This window comes from Streptomyces sp. NPDC052109 (genome assembly GCF_040680195.1).
In the GTDB taxonomy this organism is placed as follows: domain Bacteria; phylum Actinomycetota; class Actinomycetes; order Streptomycetales; family Streptomycetaceae; genus Streptomyces.
In genome coordinates this window covers 1-22,497 of the sequence record NZ_JBFAWF010000037.1, presented here as the reverse complement: position 1 = coordinate 22,497, position 22,497 = coordinate 1, and the positions used below count along the sequence as shown (strand labels likewise).

General features: G+C 74.2%; 10 protein-coding genes. 2 read left to right on the top strand and 8 right to left on the bottom strand.

All coding sequences use genetic code 11. The annotated features are described in order from the left end of the window. Positions 1-16 precede the first annotated feature (16 nt). Both AB0L59_RS40075 and AB0L59_RS40070 read right to left on the bottom strand, forming a co-directional pair. Entirely contained in the window at positions 17-1,006 is a 990-nt protein-coding gene (locus tag AB0L59_RS40075) for a sugar ABC transporter permease (protein WP_365592601.1), read from the bottom strand. 8 nt (positions 1,007-1,014) lie between these two features. Continuing rightward, positions 1,015-2,331, bottom strand: a complete 1,317-nt coding sequence (locus AB0L59_RS40070; RefSeq protein WP_365592535.1) for a sugar ABC transporter substrate-binding protein — start codon at positions 2,329-2,331, stop codon at positions 1,015-1,017. A gap of 192 nt (positions 2,332-2,523) precedes the next feature. Between AB0L59_RS40070 and AB0L59_RS40065 the strand changes: the two genes are divergently transcribed. Beyond that, positions 2,524-3,813 carry an ROK family transcriptional regulator gene (locus AB0L59_RS40065; protein WP_365592532.1) on the top strand — a complete coding sequence of 430 codons (1,290 nt, stop codon included), beginning with the start codon at positions 2,524-2,526 and terminating at the stop codon, positions 3,811-3,813. A gap of 1,201 nt (positions 3,814-5,014) precedes the next feature. Next, positions 5,015-7,234: a putative Ig domain-containing protein gene (locus AB0L59_RS40060; RefSeq protein WP_365592529.1), complete on the top strand. Its 2,220-nt coding sequence runs from the start codon at positions 5,015-5,017 to the stop codon at positions 7,232-7,234. A 183-nt stretch (positions 7,235-7,417) separates the two neighbouring features. Here the strand turns inward: AB0L59_RS40060 and fusA are convergent, their stop codons facing one another. The 6 genes from fusA to AB0L59_RS40030 form a co-directional block, all read right to left on the bottom strand. Then, entirely contained in the window at positions 7,418-9,475 is a 2,058-nt protein-coding gene (gene fusA, locus AB0L59_RS40055) for an elongation factor G (RefSeq protein ID WP_365592527.1), read from the bottom strand. A 633-nt stretch (positions 9,476-10,108) separates the two neighbouring features. Further along, complete coding sequence (locus tag AB0L59_RS40050) at positions 10,109-11,341, bottom strand: cytochrome P450 (protein ID WP_365592525.1); 1,233 nt, start codon at positions 11,339-11,341, stop codon at positions 10,109-10,111. A gap of 112 nt (positions 11,342-11,453) precedes the next feature. Further along, entirely contained in the window at positions 11,454-12,698 is a 1,245-nt protein-coding gene (locus tag AB0L59_RS40045) for a cytochrome P450 (RefSeq protein WP_365592523.1), read from the bottom strand. A gap of 28 nt (positions 12,699-12,726) precedes the next feature. Continuing rightward, positions 12,727-14,235, bottom strand: coding sequence for an FAD-dependent monooxygenase (locus tag AB0L59_RS40040; protein WP_365592521.1), 1,509 nt, complete (start codon positions 14,233-14,235; stop codon positions 12,727-12,729). Further along, complete coding sequence (locus AB0L59_RS40035; RefSeq protein WP_365592519.1) at positions 14,232-19,628, bottom strand: type I polyketide synthase; 5,397 nt, start codon at positions 19,626-19,628, stop codon at positions 14,232-14,234. Before AB0L59_RS40035 ends, AB0L59_RS40040 begins: the two co-directional genes overlap by 4 nt. A 2-nt stretch (positions 19,629-19,630) precedes the next feature. Then, positions 19,631-22,497: acyltransferase domain-containing protein (locus AB0L59_RS40030; RefSeq protein WP_365592516.1), on the bottom strand; the 2,867-nt coding region annotated here is incomplete at its 5' end.

Genomic DNA, 22,497 nt, shown 5'->3' with positions numbered 1-22,497 from the left:
GGAGGCGAGGGGCGGGCTAGACATCGGCGGCCCTCCGTCCGCGCGAGGTGAACAGCAGGTACACGCCCGTCACGACGAGCAGGAAGAGCAGCAGCAGGACGGACATCGCGGAACCGGTTCCGAAGTTCCAGGTGACGAAGGAGGCCTGGTAGATGTGGACCGAGATGAGGTCGGCGGCCTCGGGGGCGGACTTGCCGAACAGCACGTACGGCGTGTTGAAGTCGTTGAACGTCCACAGGAACAGCACGAGGACCAGGACCTGGTTGACCGGGCGCAGCGAGGGCAGGGTGATGCGGCGGATCTGCTGCCACATCCCGGCGCCGTCCAGCGCGGCCGCCTCGTACAGCTCCCGCGGGATGTTCTGCAGGCCGGCCATCACGATCAGGAAGGCGAACGGCCAGCCCTTCCACACGGACACGGTGAGCAGCGCGTAGAAGCTGTTGTCGCCGATCAGCCAGAAGGAGGGCTTGTCGGTGAGGTGCAGCTGGTCGTGCAGGACGTGGTTCACCAGGCCGTTGTCGTGCTGGAACATGAACACCCAGGTGATGACGGCCGCGTAGACGGGCAGCGCGTACGGCACCAGGAACAGCGCCCGGAGCAGGCCGCGGCCGCGGAAGGTGTCCTGCATGAAGATCGCGGCGGCGGTGCCGATCAGCCAGCACAGGCCGACCGACAGCAGGGTGAAGCCGACGGTGACGAAGAAGGAGTGCAGGAGCGCGTCCCCGACGGGTGCGTCGAAGTTCACCGACACCTTGTAGTTGCCGAGGCCGGACCAGGGGGCGGTGCTCCAGTCGCGGATGTAGAACTGGGTGAGTTCCTTGAAGCTCATCACGATGCCGATGACCATCGGCACCAGATGGACGAGGAGTTCGAGCAGCAGGGCGGGCAGAAGCAGCAGGTACGGCAGGGAGGCGCGGCGCAGCCGCCCGGTGCGGCGGCGCTGTTCGCGCGCCGCCGCACCGGGTGAGGTCTGCCGCACCGGCTCCTTGAAGGCGGTGGTCGTCATCTTCTCGCTCACGCCGCCGGCATCTGCTGCTGGGCCTTCTGCAGCGCGGCCTTGACCGTGTCGGCGGTCACCGCGCGCCCGGCGGCGGCGTCGGCGAACAGGTCCTTGACGGCCGTACCGACGGTCGTCTCGAACTGCGACTCGGACGCGACCTGCGGCAGGGCGGCCGCGCTGGTGGCGAGGGTGTTCTTCAGCACCGCGGTGGCGGGGGCGCTGAACGCGGCGTCCTCCTGCGCGGCCTTGACCGGCGGGATGGAGCTGTAGGCCTTGTTGAGGATCTTCTGCTCGTCGTCGGAGGTCATGAACTTCACGAACTTCGTGGCGCCGTCGAGGTTGTGGGTGTTCTTGAAGACGGCGAGGTTGATGCCGGCGACCATCGAGTCGACCTGGGTGCCGGTGCCGGGGGTGCCTGAGATCACCGGTACGGGCGCGATGCCGTAGGCGTCCTCGCTCATGCCCTGGGACTTGAGGTTGGCGGCTGCGGACTGCCACAGCAGCATCGCCTGCTTGCCCTTGGCGAAGTCGCTGACGGACTGGTTCTGCGCGTACTCGGCGTCACCGGTCGGGATGACCTTGTCCTTGGCCATCAGGTCGACGTAGCTCTTCACCGCGTCCACGATCTTGGGGTTGGTGAAGTCGGGCTTGCCGTCGGAGGTGAAGAAGTCCGCTCCGTGCTGCTTGGCGAAGACGAAGACGTGGTGGATGTTCTCCGACAGGTTCGAGCCCTCGGCGCCGAGCGCGGACTTGCCCTTCGCCTGGATCTTCTTGCCGTCGGCGACCAGCTCGTCCCAGGTGGCCGGGGGCTTGGAGATACCGGCGTCGGCGAAGATCTTCTTGTTGTAGTAGAGGGCGTACGCCATCGAGTACAGCGGGACCGCGGCCGGGTCCTTGCCCGCCGAGCCGGTCGAGCCGAGCGCGGAGTCGACGAACCGGTCCTTGCCGCCGATCTTGGCGAAGTTCTTCGCGTCCCACGGCAGCAGCGCGCCGGTCGCCTGCAGGGACGCGCTCCAGGTGTTGCCGATGTTCAGCACGTCCGGGCCCTGACCGGAGGTGGTCGCCGTGAGGATCCGGTTGAGCAGGTCGGACCAGGGCACGACCTCCAGCTTCACCTTGATCCCGGTCTGCTTCTGGAACTTGTCGAGTTCGGGCTGGAGGACCTGCTGGTCGACGGCGATGCTGGCGCCCTGGTTGGAGGCCCAGTACGTCAGCGTCTTCGGCGAGTCGCTCGACCCGCCGCCGCTGGACGAGCCGCCTCCGCAGGCCGTGGCCGCGAGGACGAGAGAGAGGGTGACGGCGCCTGTGGCCGCGGCTCGGATGCTGCGCATGGCTCCTGGTGTCCCTTTCCGGGAGTCGAGAACCCGAGGCTGCTCACGGGGGCCGACACCCGTTCGATCCCCGAAGCTCCTCATGGCTTAATTTAGGACGTGAGTTAAACCTCAAGAGAAACGCTCGTCAAGGGATCCGGCAAGGGCAAACGGTCCGGTGGGCAGCAAATCCGGGATGAATGGGGAGGCCAGGTGGCAGCGCTGGGCGGCCGTACGGTGCGTGACCTGCGGCGGGAGAGCCGGGGCGCCGTTCTGCAACGGTTGTATGTCGATGGGCCGATGAGCCGGCAGGCGCTCGGCCCGGCGACCGGACTGAGTTCGGGTTCCGTCAGCAACGTCGTGACCGGACTGCTCGCCGACGGCCTGGTGGAGGAGGCGGGTGTGGTCGGCGCGGACGCAGGCCGGCCGAGCCGGCTGCTGCGGGTACGGCCGGACAGCGGGCGGCTGATCGGGGTGGACGTCGGCGAGACCCGGGTCCGGGTGGAGCTGTTCGACCTCGGCCTTGCCGAACTCGCCTGGGCGGAACGCCCGTTGGGGCCGCGCGGGTACGACGTCGACGCGGTCGTCGGCCATGTCGCCGACGGGATCGCGGACGTGCTGCGGACGGCCGGACTGACGGCCGGCGAGCTGCTCGGCGTCGGCATCGGCGTGCCCGGCATCGTCGAGAACGCCGGGCAACAGGGTGCGGTCGTGCACGGACAGACGGTCGGCTGGACCGCCGTACCGCTGGAGCGGCAGCTGCGCATGACCGTCCAACTCCCGGAACACGTCCCGTACTTCATCGACAACGGCGCCAAGGCGCTGGGGCAGGCAGAGATGTGGTACGGCGCGGGGCGCGGCGCCCGCAACGCCGTGGTGGTGCTCTTCGGTTCGGGCGTCGGCGCGTGCGTCGTCACCGAGGAGGCCGCGCGGGGGCGGGCGGTGGAGTGGGGGCACCTGACGGTACGGGTCGCGGGGCGCCGCTGCCGGTGCGGGGCGCTCGGCTGTCTGGAGGCGTACGCGGGGGCGTCGGCACTGGTGGCACGCTGGCGGGAGGCGGGCGGGCGGCCGTCGGCCGGAGCCGGCGAGGAGCGGGCACTCACCGAACTGCTGGCCGCGGCCCGCCCCGACGGCGGCCGGGAACCCGACCCGGTGGCCGCGGCCGTGCTCGCGGAGACCGCCGAGTACCTCGGCGCCGGTCTGTCCGACCTCATCAACCTCTTCCAACCCGAACGCCTCCTGATCGGCGGCTGGGCCGGTCTTCAGCTCGGCGGCGCCTTCCTGGACGAGGTGCGCGCCCATGCCCTGGCGCGGGCACTGCGCCATCCCGCGGGCCGGGTCCGCATCGAGCTGGGCCGGCTCGGCCCGGACGCGGTGACCGTGGGCGCGGCGGTCCTCCCCCTCGCCGCGTTCTTCGCCGCCGGCGGCCACCGCCCACGCCCCGCACCACAGAAGACCCCGGCACCGGCCTGGCGTGCGGCGGTGGAGGGGAGGCTGATGTGAGCGGTGAGGAGGTTGCTCGCGGGCGAGTGAGGGTGGCCTGGGGGGGAGGGGCCGACGTCCGGGGAGGGGGGACCGATCGACCGGGGAGGGGGGCTGATCGACCGGGGAGGGAGGACCGATCGTCCGGGGAGGGGTGAGTGGGTACGGGCGCGTTGGGGGGCGGATACAGGGGGCATGGCGGGCGGACACGGACGCGTGACGGGCGGACGCGGGGCGGGTGGTGGGCGGACACGGACGCGTGACGGATGGACACAGGGCGGGTGGTGGGCGGACACAGGGGGCGCGGCGGACGGACACGGACGCATGACCGGCGGACAGAGAGGGCACGGCGGCCGGACACGGACGCGCGGCAGCCGGACACGGACGCGTGACGGATGAGCGGCGGCGCGGCACGCAAGCGGCAGGTGCGCCAGCGGCCGGGTGCGCGGGCGGACGGGTGCGGCACTGCGTTCGGCCCGCGGGCCGCCGGCGCGCCGGGGGGGGGCAGCAGATGCTCGCGCCTGGGGAGGCACCTTGTGCGGCCGCCGGAATCGGACTGCTCACGAGTCCCGTCCCGGCAGCGACGGGACGCTCGCTCAGGCCCACCGGCCGTGGCCCGCATGCCGGCGCTGCACCCGCTCCACGAAGTCCCGGGCTACAGCGCCGGGCACGGGGCTCGCACCGCCGTCGGAGACCACCGTAGCGGCAGGGGGCTCGGGCGCCGGAGGACTTGTCGCCACCCTCTTGCGTGGTGTCATGTACGGGTCCAGACTCCGGCTTGCGAGCACGCGTGCACCTTGCGCGAACGTCCTTCACCCCCCACCGCCGGTCGACCACCGGCTGCCTGAAGGGATGTTCAGTGTCACGCTCCACACCAGGCCGAAGACGCCTCATCACCGCATTCACCACGCGTGCGGCCACGGTCGGTCCAGCAACTCGGCGCGGCGGGAAAGCAAGAGCCGAGTGGGCGACGCCGGCCATGCGCACGATCGGGACGACCAACACGTCGAGCCCTGCCGCCGCTTGGAGCCCGCCTCCACGCTGATCGATGCCGGCGGGGCCGCGTCGCAAGCCAGACCCGAGCACGACGTGCATGCACCAGCGTGGATCGGCCGCGCGAAGGCCCCCGCACCACCTGACTCGACCCCGCCGTGTCGCGTTCCCGGCGCCTTCGCCGCATCTGTCAGCGGCCGCCGGCACCCACACATACGTCAGGAGAGACATGTCCAGACCGGCAAGAGGAAGAAGAACCCCCCTGCTCATCGCTGCCTTGGCCGCGGCGACGGCGTTCGCCACCCCCGCCTTCGCCAGCCCCGGCTCCGCCAGCCCCTCGAACTCCACGACGGCCTCAGTGGCCCGCCATGCCACCGCTCCCTCTCTCACGCAGGTCAGCAGTGACCCGTACGCCGACTCGCAGGCCCAGCACGCCACAGAGGTCGAGCCGGACACCTACAGCTTCGGCAGCACCGTCGTCGCCGCCTTCCAGGTCGGCCGGGTCTCCGGCGGCGGGGCGTCCAACATCGGCTGGGCGACCTCCACCGACAGCGGACAGACCTGGACACACGGCTTCCTGCCCAGCTCCACCACGAACACCGGCGGCCCGTACTCCGCGGCCAGCGACGCCTCCGTGGCCTACGACGCCAAGGACGGCGTGTGGATGGTCTCATGGCTGGGCATCCGCTCCGGCAACAGCGTCGATGTCGACGTCAGCCGCTCCACGGACGGCGGCCGCACCTGGGGCGCCCCGGTCACGGTCTCCACCGGCACCTTCGACGACAAGAACTGGACGGTCTGCGACAACCACCCGTCCAGTCCGTACTACGGCCGCTGCTACACCGAGTACGACGACGCCAACGCCGGCGACGCCGAGCACATGAAGACCTCCACCGACGGTGGCGCGACCTGGGGCGCGCAGGCGAGCCCGGCCGACAGCCCGAGCGGGCTCGGCGGGCAGCCGGTCGTGCAGCCCAACGGCACCGTGGTCGTCCCGTTCTCCTCCGGCAGTGAGGACAGCGAGCGGGCGTTCATCTCGGCCAACGGCGGCAGCAGTTGGGGCTCGAGCGTGCAGATCGCCACTGTCTCGCACCATCCGGTCGCGGGGCTGGAGGACGACGCCGCCGACATGTCGCGGCTGGACACCCTGCGCGAGGGGCCCCTGCCGTCCGCGGAGATCGACGCCTCCGGCCGGGTCTACGCGGTCTGGTCCGACTGCCGCTTCCGCACCAACTGCACCAGCAACGACATCATCATGTCCACCTCGACGAACGGCACCTCGTGGAGCTCACCGGCCCGCGTGCCGATCGACGCGGCCACCAGCTCCGCCGACCACTTCGTGCCCGGTATCGGCGTGGACCCCAGCAGCTCCGGCAACACCGCCCGCATCGGGCTGACGTACTACTACTACCCGAACGCCTCCTGCACGGACACCACCTGCCAGCTCGACGCGGGCTACGTCTCCTCCACCGACGGCGGCGCCACGTGGACGGCACCGACCCAGCTCGCCGGCCCCATGACACTGGCCTGGCTGCCGAACACCACGCAGGGCCGGATGTTCGGCGACTACATTTCGACGTCCGTCCTGTCCGGCGGCAACGCCGTCGCCGTGATCCCCGTCGCCCACGCCCCCAGCGGCAGCACCTTCGACGTGGCGATGTACGCACCCACCGGCGGCCTGCCGATCGGCGGCGGCCAGCCGGGCGGCAACACCGTCACCGTCACCAACCCGGGCGACCAGACCGGCACCGTGGGCGCCGCGGCGAGTCTGCAGACCAAGGCGACCGACTCCTCGTCGTCCGCCAAGCTCACCTACAGCGCGACCGGCCTGCCTCCCGGCCTGACCATCGCCGCCGGCACCGGCCTGATCTCGGGCACACCCACCACCGCCGGCACCTACCACGTCACCGCCACCGCCACCGATGACACGGGCGCCTCCGGTTCCACCGCCTTCACCTGGACGGTCGACCCGGCCGGCGGCGGAACGTGCACCAGCACCGGTCAGAAGTTCGGCAACCCGGGCTTCGAGTCCGGCAACACCGTGTGGTCCGCCGGCTCGGGCGTCATCGGGCAGTACGGCTCACAGGGCGAGCCCCCGCACGGCGGTACATGGGACGCATGGCTGGACGGCTACGGCAGCTCCCACACCGACACCCTCTCGCAGTCCGTGACGATCCCGTCCGGCTGCAAGGCCACCCTCAGCCTGTACCTGCACGTCGACACCGCCGAGACGACGACCTCCACCGCGTACGACAAGCTCACCGTCAAGGCGGGCGGCACCACACTGGCCACCTACTCCAACCTCAACGCCGCCACCGGCTACAGCCAGAAGACCTTCGACCTCTCCTCCCTCGCCGGCCAGACCGTCACCATCACCTTCACCGGCACCGAGGACACGTCCCTGCAGACTTCGTTCGCCCTCGACGACACCGCCCTCACCCTCAGCTGAGGCAACGGCACACGAGTCACGCTCGACCGCTCGCGCTGGACCTTCCGGTGCGGCGCCGTCCGCCGGCGCCGCACCTCGGCAGTGCTCTGGCTCCGCCCTCCCGTGACGGACGTCGATGAGTTCGGGACTCGCCGGGCCTCGCGCCGTGCCAGCGTGTCGGCCGGTGGCGCGAGGCCCCGCTCGCTAGTGGACCGGCGCCGGTCGTGGTGCCGCGGCGTAGCCGGCGGGTCGGGTCGTGAAGGTGCCCCGGCCCTGGGTGCGGCTGCGCAGCCGGGTGGCGTAGCCGAACAGTTCGGCCAGCGGCACGATCGCGGTCAGTACGGCCGCGCCGCCCCGGGTCTCGGAACGGCCGACGCGTCCGCGGCGGGCCGCCAGGTCGCCGAGGACCGAGCCGACGGCGTCCTCCGGCACGGTGACCGTGACCTCGGCGACCGGCTCCAGCACGGCGAGCGTGCAGGCGCGCAGGGCCGCGCGGAGCCCGAGCCGGCCGGCGGTGCGGAAGGCCGTGTCCGAGGAGTCCTTCACGTGGGTGGAGCCGTCGGTGAGCGTGACCCGCAGCCCGGTCACCGGGTACCCGTCCAGCGGGCCCTCGGCGAGCGCGTCCCGGCACCCGGCCTCCACCGCGCGCACGTACTCCTGCGGCACCCGCCCGCCGACCACGGCGGAGCGGAACGCGAAGCCGCTGTCGCCGGCTTCGGGTCCCAGGGGTTCCACGTCGAGCACGACATGGGCGAACTGCCCGGCCCCGCCGTCCTGTTTGACGTGCCGGTAGACGAACCCCGTCACGCCGTCGACGACCGTCTCGCGGTGGGCGACCCGTGGCCGCCCCACGGCGACCTCCGGTCCGCCCTCCCTGCGGATCTTCTCCACCGCCACCTCCAGGTGCAGTTCGCCCATCCCGGACAGCACGGTCTGCCCGGTCTCGGTGTCCGTGCGCACCACCAGCGAGGGGTCCTCCTCGGCCAGCCGCGCCAGCGCCGTCGCCAGCCGCCCGGTGTCCGTGCCCCGCCTTGCCTCGACCGCCACGGACACCACCGGCTCGGTGGCCACGGGCGGCTCCAGCAGCAGCGGGGCGCCGGGGTCGCACAGGGTGGAACCGGGCCGTGCCGAGTTCACACCGGCCAGCGCGACGATGTCGCCGGCGACCGCCCGGTCGAGCTGGACGTGCCGGTCCGCCATGACCCGCAGAACGCGCGCCACGCGCTCGGTGCGCCCGGCGCCCGGTTCCCGCACCGTGTCTCCCTTCTCGACGGTGCCCGCGTACACGCGGACGTGGGCCAGCCGTCCGGTGGCGGTCGCGTTCACCTTGAACACGAGCCCCGCGAACGGCGCTTCGGGGTCGGCGGGCCGCTCCTGCCCGGTGCCGTCGTGGACGCCGCGCACGGCGGGGACGTCCAGCGGCGAGGGCAGATAGGCCACGACCGCGTCGAGCAGCGGTTCGACACCGCGGTTGCGGTAGGCGGAGCCGCACAGGACGACCACGCCGTCCCCGGTGCGGGTGAGGTCGCGCAGGGTGGTGGCGAGGGTGTCGGCGGACAGGGTCTCACGCTCGCAGAACTCCTCCAGGGCGGCCGGGTGCAGTTCCGCCACCGTCTCCTCCAGCGCCCGGCGGCGCCGTGCCGCCGTGGCCGTCAGTTCCTCGGGCACCGCACCCTCCACCACCGTGTCCTCACCGTCGGCCCAGGTCAGGGCGCGCATCCGGACGAGGTCCACGACGCCGGCGAAGCCGTCCTCGGCGCCGATCGGCAACTGGACGACGAGCGGGGCGGGATGGAGCCGCTCGCGGATCGAGTCGACGGCCCGGTCGAGGTCGGCGCCCATGCGGTCCATCTTGTTGACGAACGCGATTCTCGGCACGCCGTGCCGGTCGGCCTGCCGCCACACCGACTCGCTCTGCGGCTCGACCCCGGCGACGGCGTCGAACACGGCGACCGCTCCGTCGAGGACCCGCAGCGAGCGCTCGACCTCGTCGGCGAAGTCGACGTGGCCGGGGGTGTCGACGAGGTTGATGCGGTGACCGTCCCAGACGCAGCTGACGGCGGCGGCGAAGATGGTGATGCCGCGGTCGCGTTCCTGCGGGTCGAAGTCGGTGACGGTGGTGCCGTCGTGGACTTCGCCCCGCTTGTGGGTGGTCCCCGTCGCGTACAGGATCCGCTCGGTGACGGTGGTCTTGCCCGCGTCGACGTGGGCGAGGATGCCGAGGTTGCGGACGGCGGCGAGGGTGGTGAGGTCGGTGCGCACGGCCCAGGGCCTTTCTGGGGATCGGACCAGGCGTCGGGTCCGGATCGGTAGAGGGCAGCGCGATGGCCCGTGCGTCCGTCGGAAGGGCCGACATCCCGGCCGTCGGCGTGGGCCGGTTCGGCGGGAGGGTCAGCGGGGCGTCACGGGCGTCCGGTGCCGGCCGCGCAGCGGGCACCGGCGCCACCGGGACACGAGGATCACCTCGTACCGGGCACGGGGAGCGACGACAGCGGTGCGTGCGCGCACGGCCGGGCTCCCCTCGTGTCGGTCGACAGGCGCCGCCGTACGATCGTCGCGGCGCTCGGTACGGCACGACGGTACGAGAGGGGAGGCGACCGGCGCACGTGATTTTCCGCCCGTCAGCGAGGGGGCCCACCTCGGGCGTGCGGAGGGCCGGCCGCGCGGTGAGCGGTGCCGGCGCGGCGCGTCGGTGACCAGCCGGCCCGCCGGACGCGCCGGTTCACCGGATGCGCCGGATGCGCCGGCAGTCGGTCCTGGTTCCCGCGGGGACGGTGGCGGTCGCCGCCGGCAACGAGGTGCGGCACGAGAGCGGGGGCGGGAGGCGAAGGGCGTGTGACCACCGGAGGCGTCCGGTGGTCACACAGCGCCGAGTCCGCTCGACGTGGGGCGCTTTCAGCCGGTGATCCGGACGGGCAGTTCGGCCAGGCCGCGCATGATGATGTTGGGCACCCGGGCCGGTGCCTCGGTCACCGGTTCCAGGTCCAGCGCGGCCAGGGCGGACACCGCGGCCTGCGCGGTGAGCCGGGCCAGCGGGGCGCCGACGCAGAAGTGGATACCCAGGCCGAAGCCCAGGTTGCGGCCGGCCGGGCGGTCCAGTCTGAGCTCGTCGGGGTCGTCGTGGACCGCCGGGTCGTGGCTGGCCGCGCCGATCATCAGCATGACCTGCTCGCCCGGCTGGACGGTGTGCCCGGCGATGTCGGCCTCGGCCAGCGCGACCCGGGAGATCATCTGCACCGGCGGGTCGAAGCGCAGCATCTCCTCCACCGCCGCGGGCACCCGGTCCGGGTGGGCGCGCAGCCAGTCCCGCTGGTCGGGGCGGCGGAGCAGCGCGAACATGCCGTTGCCGATCAGGTTGACCGTGGTGGCGTACCCGGCCGAGAGCAGCAGGGTGCAGGTGACCTCCAGCTCGTGCGGGGTGAGTGTGTCGCCGCCCGCCTCGACGGCGACCAGTTCGCTGATCAGGTCGGTGCCCGGCTCGGCCCGGCGCCGCTCGGCCAGTTCGCCGATGTACCGGTACAGCTCGGCACGGGCGTTGTCCCGTTTGGCGACCTCCTCGGGAGTGAGCAGGAAGCTCGGGTCCAGGCCGCGGGCGATGTCGGCGGACAGTTCGTCGAACCGGGCGGCGTGCTCGGCCGGGACGTCCAGCAGCGCGTTCTGCATCCGGCCGGGCAGCGGGTGCGCCACCGCGCTCATCAGGTCGACGGGTCCGTCGCCGGCCTCGGCGCGGGCGGTCTCGATCAGCTCGCCGACGACCTGGTCGGCGGTGGCGCGCATCCGCTCCACCTGGCGGGCGGCGAACGCCTTGCCGACGAGGGCACGGATCCGGGTGTGCTCGGGCGGGTCGGCGAAGATGAACGGCTTGACCACCGAGCCGTCGGGCTCGGTGCGGAAGTGGTCGGCGACGGTGGCGCCGTCGCCCCAGCCGAAGCGCTGGTCGCGCAGCACGGCCGAGCAGGCCTCGTGCCCGGTCACCGCCCACAGCCCCAGCGGGGTGCGGGTCACCGGGCCCTTCTCGCGGACCTGCGCGTAGATCGGGTAGGGGTCGGCCAGGAAGGCCGGGTCGAACGGATCGAAGGGCAGCAGCTGGGCGATGAAGCCCGGGTCGAGCATGGGTGCTTCGGTCATGGCTGGCGTTCCCAACTCCGCGCGGGACGGCCGTCGCCGCGCGGGGACGTTCTCGGCTCGGTTCGGGGTGGCGCCGCGGGCGCCGAGGGTGTGCGGCGTACTGAGCGGGGTGTCAGCCCGCCGTGACCGGCGTGGCCGCGGTGAAGGTCACCGGCAGGTGGTCCAGGCTGTTGGCCACGAGGCTGGGCGTCCAGGTCAACTTCTCCTCGGGCAGCGCGAGCCGGAGGTCGTCGAACCGGTCGAACAGGGTGCGCAGCGCGATGCGGGCCTTGAGCCTGGCCAGGGGGGCGCCGATGCAGAAGTGCGTGCCGTGGCCCAGCGCCAGGTGCCTGGAGGCGTCGCGGTGGATGTCCAGCGTCTCCGGGTCGCTGAACTGGCCGGCGTCGTGGTTGGCCGCGGCCAGCGAGATCATCACGTGCTCGCCCCTCTTGACCTGCGCGCCGCCCAGCACCATGTCCTCCGTGGCGAAGCGGTACACCACGGTGAACACCGGGCTGGTCAGCCGTAGCAGCTCCTCGATGGCCGGGCCGAGCGCCTCGGGGTCGTGCTTGACCTCGGCCAGCTGCTCGGGGTTGCGCAGCAGCGCGAGGATGCCGTTGGACAGCAGGTTGATGGTGGTCTCCGCGCCGGCGAGGAGCAGCAGCATGACGGTGGAGCGGATCTCCAGGTCGGCGAGGGCGTCGCCGTCCTCGTTGGCCTGCACCAGGCCGGAGATGAGGTCCGGGCCGGGGTCGGCGCGGCGCTGCGCGGTCAGGTTGGTCAGGTACTCCTCGAACCAGCCGACCGAGGCGACGACCTCCTCCGGGCTGGAGGAGTTGCCCAGGCCGACGAAGATGTAGGTGTTGCGCTCGAACTCGTCGCGGTCGGCCAGCGGCACGCCCAGCATCTCGTACAGCACGGTCGAGACCAGCGGCGAGATGAACGCGTCCTTCAGGTCGGCGGTGCCCGCCTCGGCGACCGCGTCGAGCAGTTCGTCGGTGATCTGCTGGATCCGCTCGCCGAGGTCGGCCACCCGGCGCGGGGTGAACGCCTTGGACACCAGTCTGCGCAGCCGGGTGTGCTCGGGCGGGTCGGCGAGGTTCATGTGCTGGTTGAGGATGGACTTGCGGCCGTCGTAGCCGAGCGAGGGCCACAGCTCGGGCAGCGCGTTGTCGAAGTGCTTGCTCAGCTTGCGGTTGTTCAGCGCGGCGAGCGCGTCGTCGTACCGGGTGATCATCCAGACCGGGTTGCCGTCGGGCAGCAGCAACTGCTCCACCGGGCGGGGCTCGGGCAGTCCGGGCGTCCACGGGCGGGGGCCCGCGGCGGCGCCGGCGTGCACGGGACAGCCGGCGGCCACTTCACCGTCGGGGTTCGGCATGTCGTGTCCTCTCATCGTTGCTCGGTCGTCACCGTGCGGTCGCGGTCGGGGACGGCGGGGTGGGGGCCAGCGCGGCGAGCTTCGCGGCGACGCCGGAGAACCGGTCGGCGGCGCCGGATGCGGCCACATAGCCGTCGGGGCGCAGCAGGACGAACCGCTGGGTACGGCCGTCCAGCGGGAAGTGTGCGACCAGTCCGGGCAGCCGGTCGGCGAACTCGGCGGCGGCGCCGGCGAGTGGGGTGCCCCGGCCGCCGTAGGTGATCAGCTGGAACCGGCCGGCGAACTCGTCGGAGGGTTTCGGGATCCACCGGGGGTCCCGGGTTCCGGGGCGCGGCCGGGAGCGGTCGGTGCCGTCGGCCGGGGTGCCGAAGAGCACGTCCGGGTAGCGGCTGCGCCAGCCGGCCAGCATCGGCGCGTACCCGCGGGCCAGCACGCCGGAGACGTCGAGCAGCCGCCAGGTGAGGTCGCGGACCCGGCGGGCCACCGGGCCGACCACGGCCTGCCGGGCCATCCGGCCGGTGGCCTGGAGGGTCTGGGCGATCGCGGCGCGCCGCTCCGGGTCGTAGCTGTCCAGGATCGACTCGTGCAGCCGGCCGTGCACCACGCCGGCGAGCTTCCAGGCCAGATTGCGGGTGTCGGGGATGCCCAGGTTGAGGCCCTGGCCGCCGATCGGGCTGTGCACGTGCGCGGCGTCGCCGACGAGGAAGCAGCGGCCGGAGCGCAGCGCGCCGGCCACCCGCTCATCGCTGGAGAACAGCGTCACGGTGCGCACCCCGGTGAAGCGGAGCCCGCCGGGGCCGCGCTCGTCCAGCAGGGCCTGGGCGTGCTCGGCGGTGGCCTCGGTGCCCTCCGGGACGGCGCCGGAGATGCGGAACTCGCCGCCGGGCAGCGGGGCTAGGAGCGCGACGCCGGTGTCGGCGAGGAAGTAGTGGATCTCCTCGGTGCTGATCCCGCCGGTTCCGCGGTCCCCGTCGAGGCGGCCCTCGGCGAGCAGGAAGGTGGCCGGGAAACGGGCCCCGGAGAAGTCGATGCCCAGCTGTGCGCGGACCTGGCTGTGCAGCCCGTCCGCGCCCACCACCCAGTCGGCCTCGATGTCTGTGGTGCCGCCGTCCGCGCGGGTCACGGTGACGTTCACCGCGTGCTCGTCCGGGACGACCTTGGTGACCCGGGTGCCCCACTCGACGTCGACGCCGCGGTCGGCCAGTGCCTGGGCCAGCAGCTGCCCGGTGCGCTCCTGGGGCAGCACCAGCGGGGCGTCGGTGTCGCTCAGCGGCACCCGCACACTGCCGCCGGAGCCCAGGTGGTAGTGGAGCGCGGCGGGTCGGACGCTGTCGCGGGCGGCGTGTTCGGCCAGGCCGAGTTCGCCGAGCACTTCCCGCACCGGCGGCCACAGCAGGATCGCCCGGGAGCCGGTGTGCGGCCGGTCCGCGGCGTCCACCACGGTGACCTCGACGCCGAGCCGGCTCAGCTGCGCGGCCATGGCGAGGCCGCACGGGCCCGCGCCGACGACCAGGACGGTGGTGCGTCGTTGCGTCATCGCTTCTCCAACCACTCGTGCACCGCCTGGGCCGTACGCTCGGCGTGCTCTTCGAGGACGGTGAAGTGGTCGCCGGTCAGCTCCACTTCGTCGTGCGGGTGTGCCCAGTCGGCCGGCGGGCGGCCGAACCCGGCGAGTGGCTCGGTGGCGCGGGCCAGCAGGACGGGCGTGCCGGAGTCGAGGGGTTCCCAGTCGGTGAGCAGCCTCAGATACCCGCCCATCGCGGTGAGCCGGGCGTCGGTGACCGCGCCGCTGTCGGCCAGTCGCGCGAACATCCGCTCGAACAACTCGGCGCCGACGGTGGTCAGTTCTGGCCCGTAGACGAAGGTGTCGATGAGCACCAGTGCGGCGGCCGGGCGCCCCAGCGCGGCCAGCCGGGCGGCGACGCCGTCGGCGAGCAGTCCGCCCGAGGAATAGCCGACCAGCACCACCGGCCGCTCCCCCGCCGCCGCCTCCACCTGGCGGGTCGCGGCCTCGATCGCGGCGGACCGGTCGGCGGGGAGCGGTTCGCCGTCGAGGTAGCCGGGCAGGGCGAGGGCCGAGACCGCGCGCCGGTCGCGCAGCGCGGCGGCGAACCGGGCGTACTGGTGCGGTCCCGAGGTGGCCAGCACGGTGGGCAGGCAGACCAGGACCGGGCCCTCGTCGTGCGCGGCCAGCTCCACCGGTTCGGGCAGCGCGCCGGCCTCCTCGGCGGAGCCGAAGGCGGTGCGCAACGCGGCGGCTGCGCCGAGCAGTTCGATGAACTCGCCGGTCTTCCCGGCCTCGGCCGCCGCGCTGCCGAGGCCCGCGAAGACCCCGGCTTCGGCCGGGCCGGCGGCCGGCTCCGGGCCGAGTTCGTCCTGCAGGTGGCGCGCCAGCGCCTCGGGGGTGTCGTGCTCGAAGAGGGTGGCTGCGGTCAGCCGTACTCCGGTGGCCGCCGAGAGCCGGTTGCGCAGCTCCAGGGTGGTCAGCGAGTCGAAGCCGTGCTCCAGGAACCGGCGGGCCGGGTCGATCGCGGAGCCGTCCGGGAAGCCGAGCACGGCCGCGGCCTGCCCGGTGATCGCGGCCAGCAGCGCTCCGTACCGCTCGGCGGCGGGCAGCGCGGCCAGTTCGCGGGCGTCCGGGGTGGCCGGGCCGGTGGCCTCGCGGCGGCCGCGGTCGGGGGTGAAGTCGGCGATCAGCGGGCGCGGGCCGGTGAAGGTGTACGCGGCCCGGAACCGCGGCCAGTCCACGTCGGCCAGCAGCAGGCGGGTGTCCCCGGCGGTGAGCGCGGCACCGAGCGCGGCGAGGGCGCGGTGCTCGTCCAGCACGGCGATGCCACGGCTCGCCAGCCGTTCCCGGCGGGTGGCCGCCACACCCGTGGTGTCGTCCGGGTCGTCCCAGGGCGCCCAGGCCACCGACAGGGCGGGCAGGCCGGCCGCGGCACGGTGCTCGGCCAGCGCGTCCAGTGCGGCGGTGGCCGCGGCGTAGCCTGCCTGGCCGACGCCTCCAAGGGTGCCCGATATGGAGGAGAACAGCACGAACGCGGTGAGCGGGGCGTCCCGGGTGAGCTCGTGCAGATGCCATGCGGCGGTGACCCCGGGGTTCGGCTCGTCGGCGCCGTCGAGGGTGGCCAGCGGCGCCTCGGTCAGGGGTACGGCGGTGTGCACCACGGCGGTGATCGGCTGCCCGGCGAGCAGTTCCGCCACCGCTTCACGGTCGGCCGGATCGCAGGCGGCGGTGCGAACTTCGGTCCCCAGGTCCCGTAGAGCGACGGTGAGGTCCTCGGCCACGGTGCCGCCGGGGTCGACGGTCAGCAGCAGCGCGGGGGCGCCGGCGGCGGCCAGGTAGCGGGCCACGGCCGCGCCCACCGCGGTGTCCGCGCCGGTGACCAGGGTGGTGCCGGCGGGCCGCCAGGCGGCGCCGGCCGGGGCGGTCAGCGGGCTGCGCACGAGGCGGCGGGCGAACAGCCCGGCGGAGCGGACGGCGAGCTGTTCCTCGCCGGTACGCCCGGACAGCGCCGCGCACCAGCGGCTCAGCGCCCGTTCGTCGGGCCGGGCGGGCAGGTCGACGACGCCGCCGGTGAGGCCGGGGTGTTCCAGGGACACGGTGGGGGCCAGGCCCCACAGGGCGGCCCGGTCCGGGTCGCCGTCCGGCTCGGCGTCCAGGGCGACCGCGTCCGTGGTGGTGAACCACAGGGGGGCCTCCACACCCAGTTCGATCAGGGCGCGGACCAGGGACACGGCGGCCGGCCAGCCGAGCAGGGCGAGCACGCCGGTGGGTCGTACGCCCGCCAGCGCGGTCCGCAGGGCTTCCGGATCCGGCGGGCCGGAGGCCACCTCGACCCGGATCACCCGGGCGCCGTGCCGGGCCGCCGCGTCGGGTTCCGGTCCGGTGTGTCCGGGGGGCACGGCGACCAGCCAGTCACCGGACAGCCGGGCGCTCGCCGGGTCGAGCACCGGCCGCCACTCCAGTGCGTAGCGCCAGGAGTCCACGACGGACTGCTCGCGACGACGCCGCCGCCAGGCCGACAGGGCGGGCAGCACCGCGGCCAGGGGTTCGGCGTCCAGTTCCAGGGCGCCGGTCAGGCCGGCCAGGTCGGCGTTCTCCACCGCGTCCCAGAAGGCGGACTCCACCGGGTCCGCCGTGGCGGGTACGGCGGTGGGGTCGGGCTCGGGCCAGTAGCGCTGCCGTTGGAAGGGGTAGGTGGGCAGGTCGACCCAGGCGGTGTCCCGGCCGGCCAACGCCTCCCCGAGGTCGACGGGGGCGCCGCGGGTGTGCGCGTCGGCCACCGAGCGCAGGAACCGGTCGAGGCCACCCTGGTCGCGGCGCAGGGAGCCGACCACGGCGGCGTCGGTGCCGGTGTCCTCGGCGATCTCCTGGACCGCGGTGACCAGCACCGGGTGCGGGCTGACCTCGACGAAGAACCGCAGCCCGGCGGCCAGCAGGGTGCGCACGGCCGGGTCGAAGGCCACCGGCCGGCGGGCGTTGTCGAACCAGTACTGCGCGCCCAGGGTGGTGGTGTCGGTGAAGGCGCCGGTGACGGTGGAGCAGAACGGCACCTCGGCGGCGGTGGGCCGCACGTCGGCGAACATGTCCAGGATGCGCTCGCGCAGCGGGTCGACCTGGTCGCAGTGCGAGGCGACGGTGGAGCCGACCAGCCGGGCGCGCAGCCCGTCGGCGGTGGCCTCTGCGACGAACCGCTCCAGTCCGGCCGACTCGCCGACCACGGTGACCGCGTTGGGTCCGTTGACGCCGCCGATGTGCAGCGCGTCGCCCTGGGCTGCCAGCCGGGCGCGGACCTGCTCCTCGGGCGCGGCCACCGACACCACCGCGCCCCTGCCGCGCAGTTCGTCCGCGAACAGCCGGCTGCGCAGCACCACGATCTTCAGCGCGTCGTGCAGGGACAGCGCCCCCGCGGTGTAGGCGGCGGCGATCTCGCCCTGGCTGCTGCCGACGACCGCGGCCGGGGTGAGGCCGTAGGAGCGCCACAGCTCGGCGAGTGACACCATCACCGCGAACAGCACCGGTTGCAGGACCTCGATGCGCTCCATGTCGGGCGCGCCGGGTGCGCCGCGCAGCACGTCGGTGAGGGACCAGTCCACGAAGGCGCGGGCCGCGCTGTCGCACTCGGCGAGGTGGGCGGCGAACACGGGGGCGGAGTCGAGGAGTTCGGCGGCCATGCCCGCCCACTGCGAGCCCTGGCCCGGGAACACGAACACCACCCGGTCGGCCGGGGCGGCGGTGGCGCTGACCACGGCGTCGTGCGGGCGGCCCGCGGCCAGGGCGTCCAGCCCCTCGGCGGCGGTCTCGGCGTCGGCGGCGACGACCACGGCGCGGTGTTCGAGGGCGGCGCGGGAGTGCAGCAGGGCCGCGGCGAGATCGGGCAGGGGGGTGCCGCGCCGTACCAGAGGCAGCAGGCGTTCGGCCTGGGCGCGCAGTGCCTCGCGGCTGCGGGCCGAGACCGCCAAGGGCACCGGGGCGGTCACGCCGGAGCGGGTGGCCGGGCCGTCGGCGCGACCGTCCTGGTCCGGCTCCGGCGTCGCGAACTCCTCGGCCTGTTCCAGCAGTACGTGCGCGTTGGTGCCGCTGATGCCGAACGCCGACACGCCGGCGCGGCGCGGGCGGCCGGTCCGCGGCCACGGCTGCGGCTCGGTCAGCAGCGCCACCGCGCCGGAGGAGAAGTCCACCTCGGAGGTGGGCGCGTCCACGTGCAGGGTGCGCGGCAGGTGGTCGCCGCGCAGCGCCATCACCGTCTTGATCACGCCGGCCACCCCGGCGGCCGCGCCGGCGTGGCCCAGGTTGGACTTCAGTGAGCCCAGCCACAGCGGGCGGTCGGCGGGCCGGTTGCGGCCGTAGGTGGCGAGCAGCGCGCCCGCCTCGATCGGGTCGCCCAGCGCGGTGCCGGTGCCGTGTGCCTCGACCGCGTCGACGTCGGCGGCGGTGAGTCCCGCGTCGGCCAGCGCGGCGCGGATGACCCGTTCCTGGGAGGGCCCGTTGGGGGCGGTCAGCCCGTTGGACGTGCCGTCCTGGTTGACCGCGGAGCCGCGCACCACGGCCAGCACCCGGTGGCCGTTGCGGCGTGCGTCGGACAGCCGCTCCACCACCAGCACCCCGGCGCCCTCGGCCCAGGCGGTGCCGTCGGCGGCCTCGGCGAACGCCTTGGCGCGGCCGTCGGGGGCGAGGCCGCGCTGCCGGGACAGCTCCACGAACCCGGCCGGGGTGGACAGCACCGAGGCTCCCCCGGCCAGCGCCAGCGTGCACTCGCCGCGGGCCAGCGACTGGCGGGCCAGGTGCAGAGCGACCAGCGAGGCCGAGCAGGCGGTGTCCACGGACAGTGCGGGGCCCTCCAGGCCCAGGGTGTAGGAGAGCCGCCCGGACAGCACGCTGATCGCGTTGCCGGTCAGCAGGTAGCCCTCCAGGTCCTCGGCGGCCTGCGCGGCGAGCATCCCGTAGTCCTGCGCGCCACTGCCGACGAACACGCCGGTCCGGCTGCCGCGCAGCGACAGCGGGTCGATGCCGGCGCGCTCCAGCGCCTCCCAGGAGGTCTCCAGCAGCAGCCGCTGCTGCGGGTCCATCGCCAGCGCCTCGCGGGGCGAGATGCCGAAGAACGTGGCGTCGAAGTCGGCCACGTCGTGCAGGAACCCTCCCTCCTTGACGTAGGTGGTGCCGGGCCGGTCCGGGTCGGCGTCGAAGAGCCGGTCCAGCGGCCAGCCCCGGTCGGTGGGGAAGGCCGACATCACGTCGCGCCCGGCGGCCACCACCTCCCACAGGTCCTCGGGCGAGGCGATGCCGCCGGGGAGGCGGCAGGCCATGCCGACGATGGCCACCGGCTCGGCGTCGCGCTGCTCGTACGCGCGCAACCGCTGCCGGGTCTCGTGCAGGTCGACGGTGACCTTGCGCAGATAGTCGCGGAGACGGTCGACGTCACTCATGATCAGCTCAACTCCGAGTCGATGAACCGGAAGATCTCTTCGTCGCTGGCGGCCCCGAGCTGCTCGGAGACCGACTCGGCCGACGGTCGTTCGCCGTCCGAGCGCGGGGTGAGCCGGCTGACCAGGCCCTGCAGCCGGGTCAGCGCGCGCCGCCGGTCGTCCTCGCCGGACACCCCGGCCAGGACTCCGGCCAGCCGGTCGAGTTCCTCGTCCAGCGAGCCGACGGCCGCAGCGGCGGGCAGCACCAGTTGCCTGCGCAGGTGCTCGGCGAGTCCGACGGGGGTCGGGTGGTCGAACACCGCGCTGGCCGACAGACGTACGCCGGTGGCCGCGCCGATCCGGTTGCGCAGGTTGACCGCGGCCAGCGAGTCGAATCCGAGGTCGGTGAACGGCCGCCCGGTGGGCAGCGCGTCCGGGTCGTCGTGGCCGAGTACGACGGCGGCCTCCCGGCGCACCAGCTCGACGAGTTCGCGCTGCTGGTCGGCCTCGGGGAGCGAGCCGAGGCGGGCGGCCGGTCCCGGCTCCGCCACGGCCGGTTCACCGGTGTCGGCGGCGAGCGCGTCGCGCACCTCTGGCAGTTCGCCCAGCAGCGGGCTGGGCCGGGCGGCGGTGAACGCGGGCGCGAAGCCGGCCCAGTCGACGTCGGCCACGGTCACCGCGGTGTCCGCGTGGCGCACCGCGTCGGCCAGCGCCGCGAGCGCCGCCTGCGGGGGCAGCGCCAGTACGCCGCGGCGGCGCAGCTGCTCGCGGCGCCGGGCCTCGGTGTCGGCGTCCGCCGCGCCGAGGCCGGCGCCCTCCCACGGGCCCCAGGCGATGGCGGTGGCGGGCAGCCCCCGGGCACGCCGGTGCTGCGCCAGCGCGTCGAGGTAGGCGTTGGCGGCGGCGAACGCGCCCTGTTCGCTGCCGCCCCAGGTGGCCGCGACGGAGGAGAACAGCACGAACGCGTCCAGCTCACCGGTGAGCCGGTGCAGGTTGGCCGCGCCGCGCACCTTGGCGTCGAGGGTGGCGGCGACCTCGGCGAGGTCGGTGCCTGTCAGCGGGCCGGAGCGCAGGGTGCCCGCGGTGTGCACCACCGCGGTCAGCGGGGTGTCCGCCGGTAGGGCGGCGAGCAGTTCGGCGAGCGCGGTCGCGTCGGCCGGGTCGCAGGTGCTGACGGTGACCGGGACGCCGAGGTCGTCCGGCGCTCCGGCGGCCGGGTCGTCGGTGGTCAGCACCAGCGCCTGCGCGCCGTTGCCGGCCAGCCAGCGGGCCACCGGCAGGCCCATCGGGCCGAGACCGTCGGTGACCAGCACGGTGCCGGTGGGCTGCCACGGCCGGGCCGGGGTGCGCCCGCCCAGCGGCGCGCGCGCGAGGCGCGGCACCAGCAGCCCGGTGTCGCGCACGGCGGCCTGGTCCTCGGTGCCGGCCAGCAGCGCGGCCAGCCGGTCGAGTCCCCGGCCCGGGTGGTCGGGCAGGTCGACGATGCCGCCGAACAGTTTCGGGTGTTCCAGCGCGAGGGTGCGGCCCAGGCCCCAGAGCATGGCCTGTTCGGGGTGCGGCACCCGGTCGGCCGGGGTGGCGGCGACGGCCCCGGTGGTCACCAGCCACAGCGTGGTGCCGGTGCCGGCCAGGGCGCGCACCAGGTCCAGGGTGGCGGCCAGTCCGGCGGGTACGGCGGGCTGCTCCGGGTGCGGTCCGTCGGCCAGGCCGAGCAGGGAGACCACCCCGGACGCCGTGTCCGCCTCGGCCGCCACGGCGTCCGGGCCCAGCACGCGGACCTCGGCCCCGGCGCGGGTGAGCGCGGCGGCGCAGTCCTCGGCCAGCGCCAGTCCGCCCGGGCTGACGACCAGCCAGGTGCCGGTCAGTGCCGCCTCCGGAGCCTCGGCCGGTCGCCAGCCCACGGTGTAGCGCCGGCCGTCTCCGGCGGCGGACGCCTCCCGGGCGGCGCGCCAGGCCGCCAGTCCGGGCAGCACCTCGGCGAGCGGTTCGGTCGGGACGCCGAGCAGGTCGGCGAGCGCCTTCGGGTCACCCGGGTCGGCGCCGTCGACGGCCGCCCAGAACGCGCCGTCCGCCGCCTCGGCGCCGGTGTGTTCGGGGGCGGCCAGCCAGTAGCGCCGGCGTTGGAAGGCGTAGGTGGGCAGGTCCACGGGGGCGGGGCGCAGACCTTCGAAGGCGGCGGCGGGCCGCACCGGCAGCCCGGCCACCTGTGCCTCGGCGACGGAGAGCAGGAACCGGTCGAGGCCGCCCTCGTCGCGGCGCAGCGACCCTACGACGGTCGCCTCCTCCAGCGTCTCGTCGATCCCGGGCACCAGCACGGGGTGCGGGCTCACCTCGACGAACCACCGGTGGCCCCGCTCGGCCAGCGCCCGCACGGCGTCCTCGAAGCGGACGGTCCGGCGCAGGTTGCGGTACCAGTAGCCGGGGTCCAGTGCGGCCGGGGAGGCCCAGTCGGCGGTGACGGTGGAGAACATCGGTACGTTCCCGGCCTGCGGCCGTATCCCGGTGAGGGCCTCGGCCAGGCGCGTCTCGATGCGCTCCACGTGCGGGGAGTGCGAGGCGTAGTCCACCGCGATCCGGCGGGCCCGTATCCCGCGCCCCTCGCAGTCGGCCAGCAGCCGGTCCAGTGCCGTGGGGTCGCCGGAGACGACCGTGGAGGCGGAGCCGTTGACCGCGGCGACGGTCACCTCGCCGCCGGCGGGCAGCAGGGCGGTGACCTCGTCGGCGGGCAGTGCCACGGACGCCATCCCGCCGTGTCCGGCCAGTTCCTCGGCGATCAGCCCGCTGCGCACGCAGACCACCTTCGCGGCGTCGCGCAGGGACAGCGCCCCCGCCACACAGGCCGCGGCGATCTCCCCCTGCGAATGACCGACCACCGCGTCCGGTTCGACAC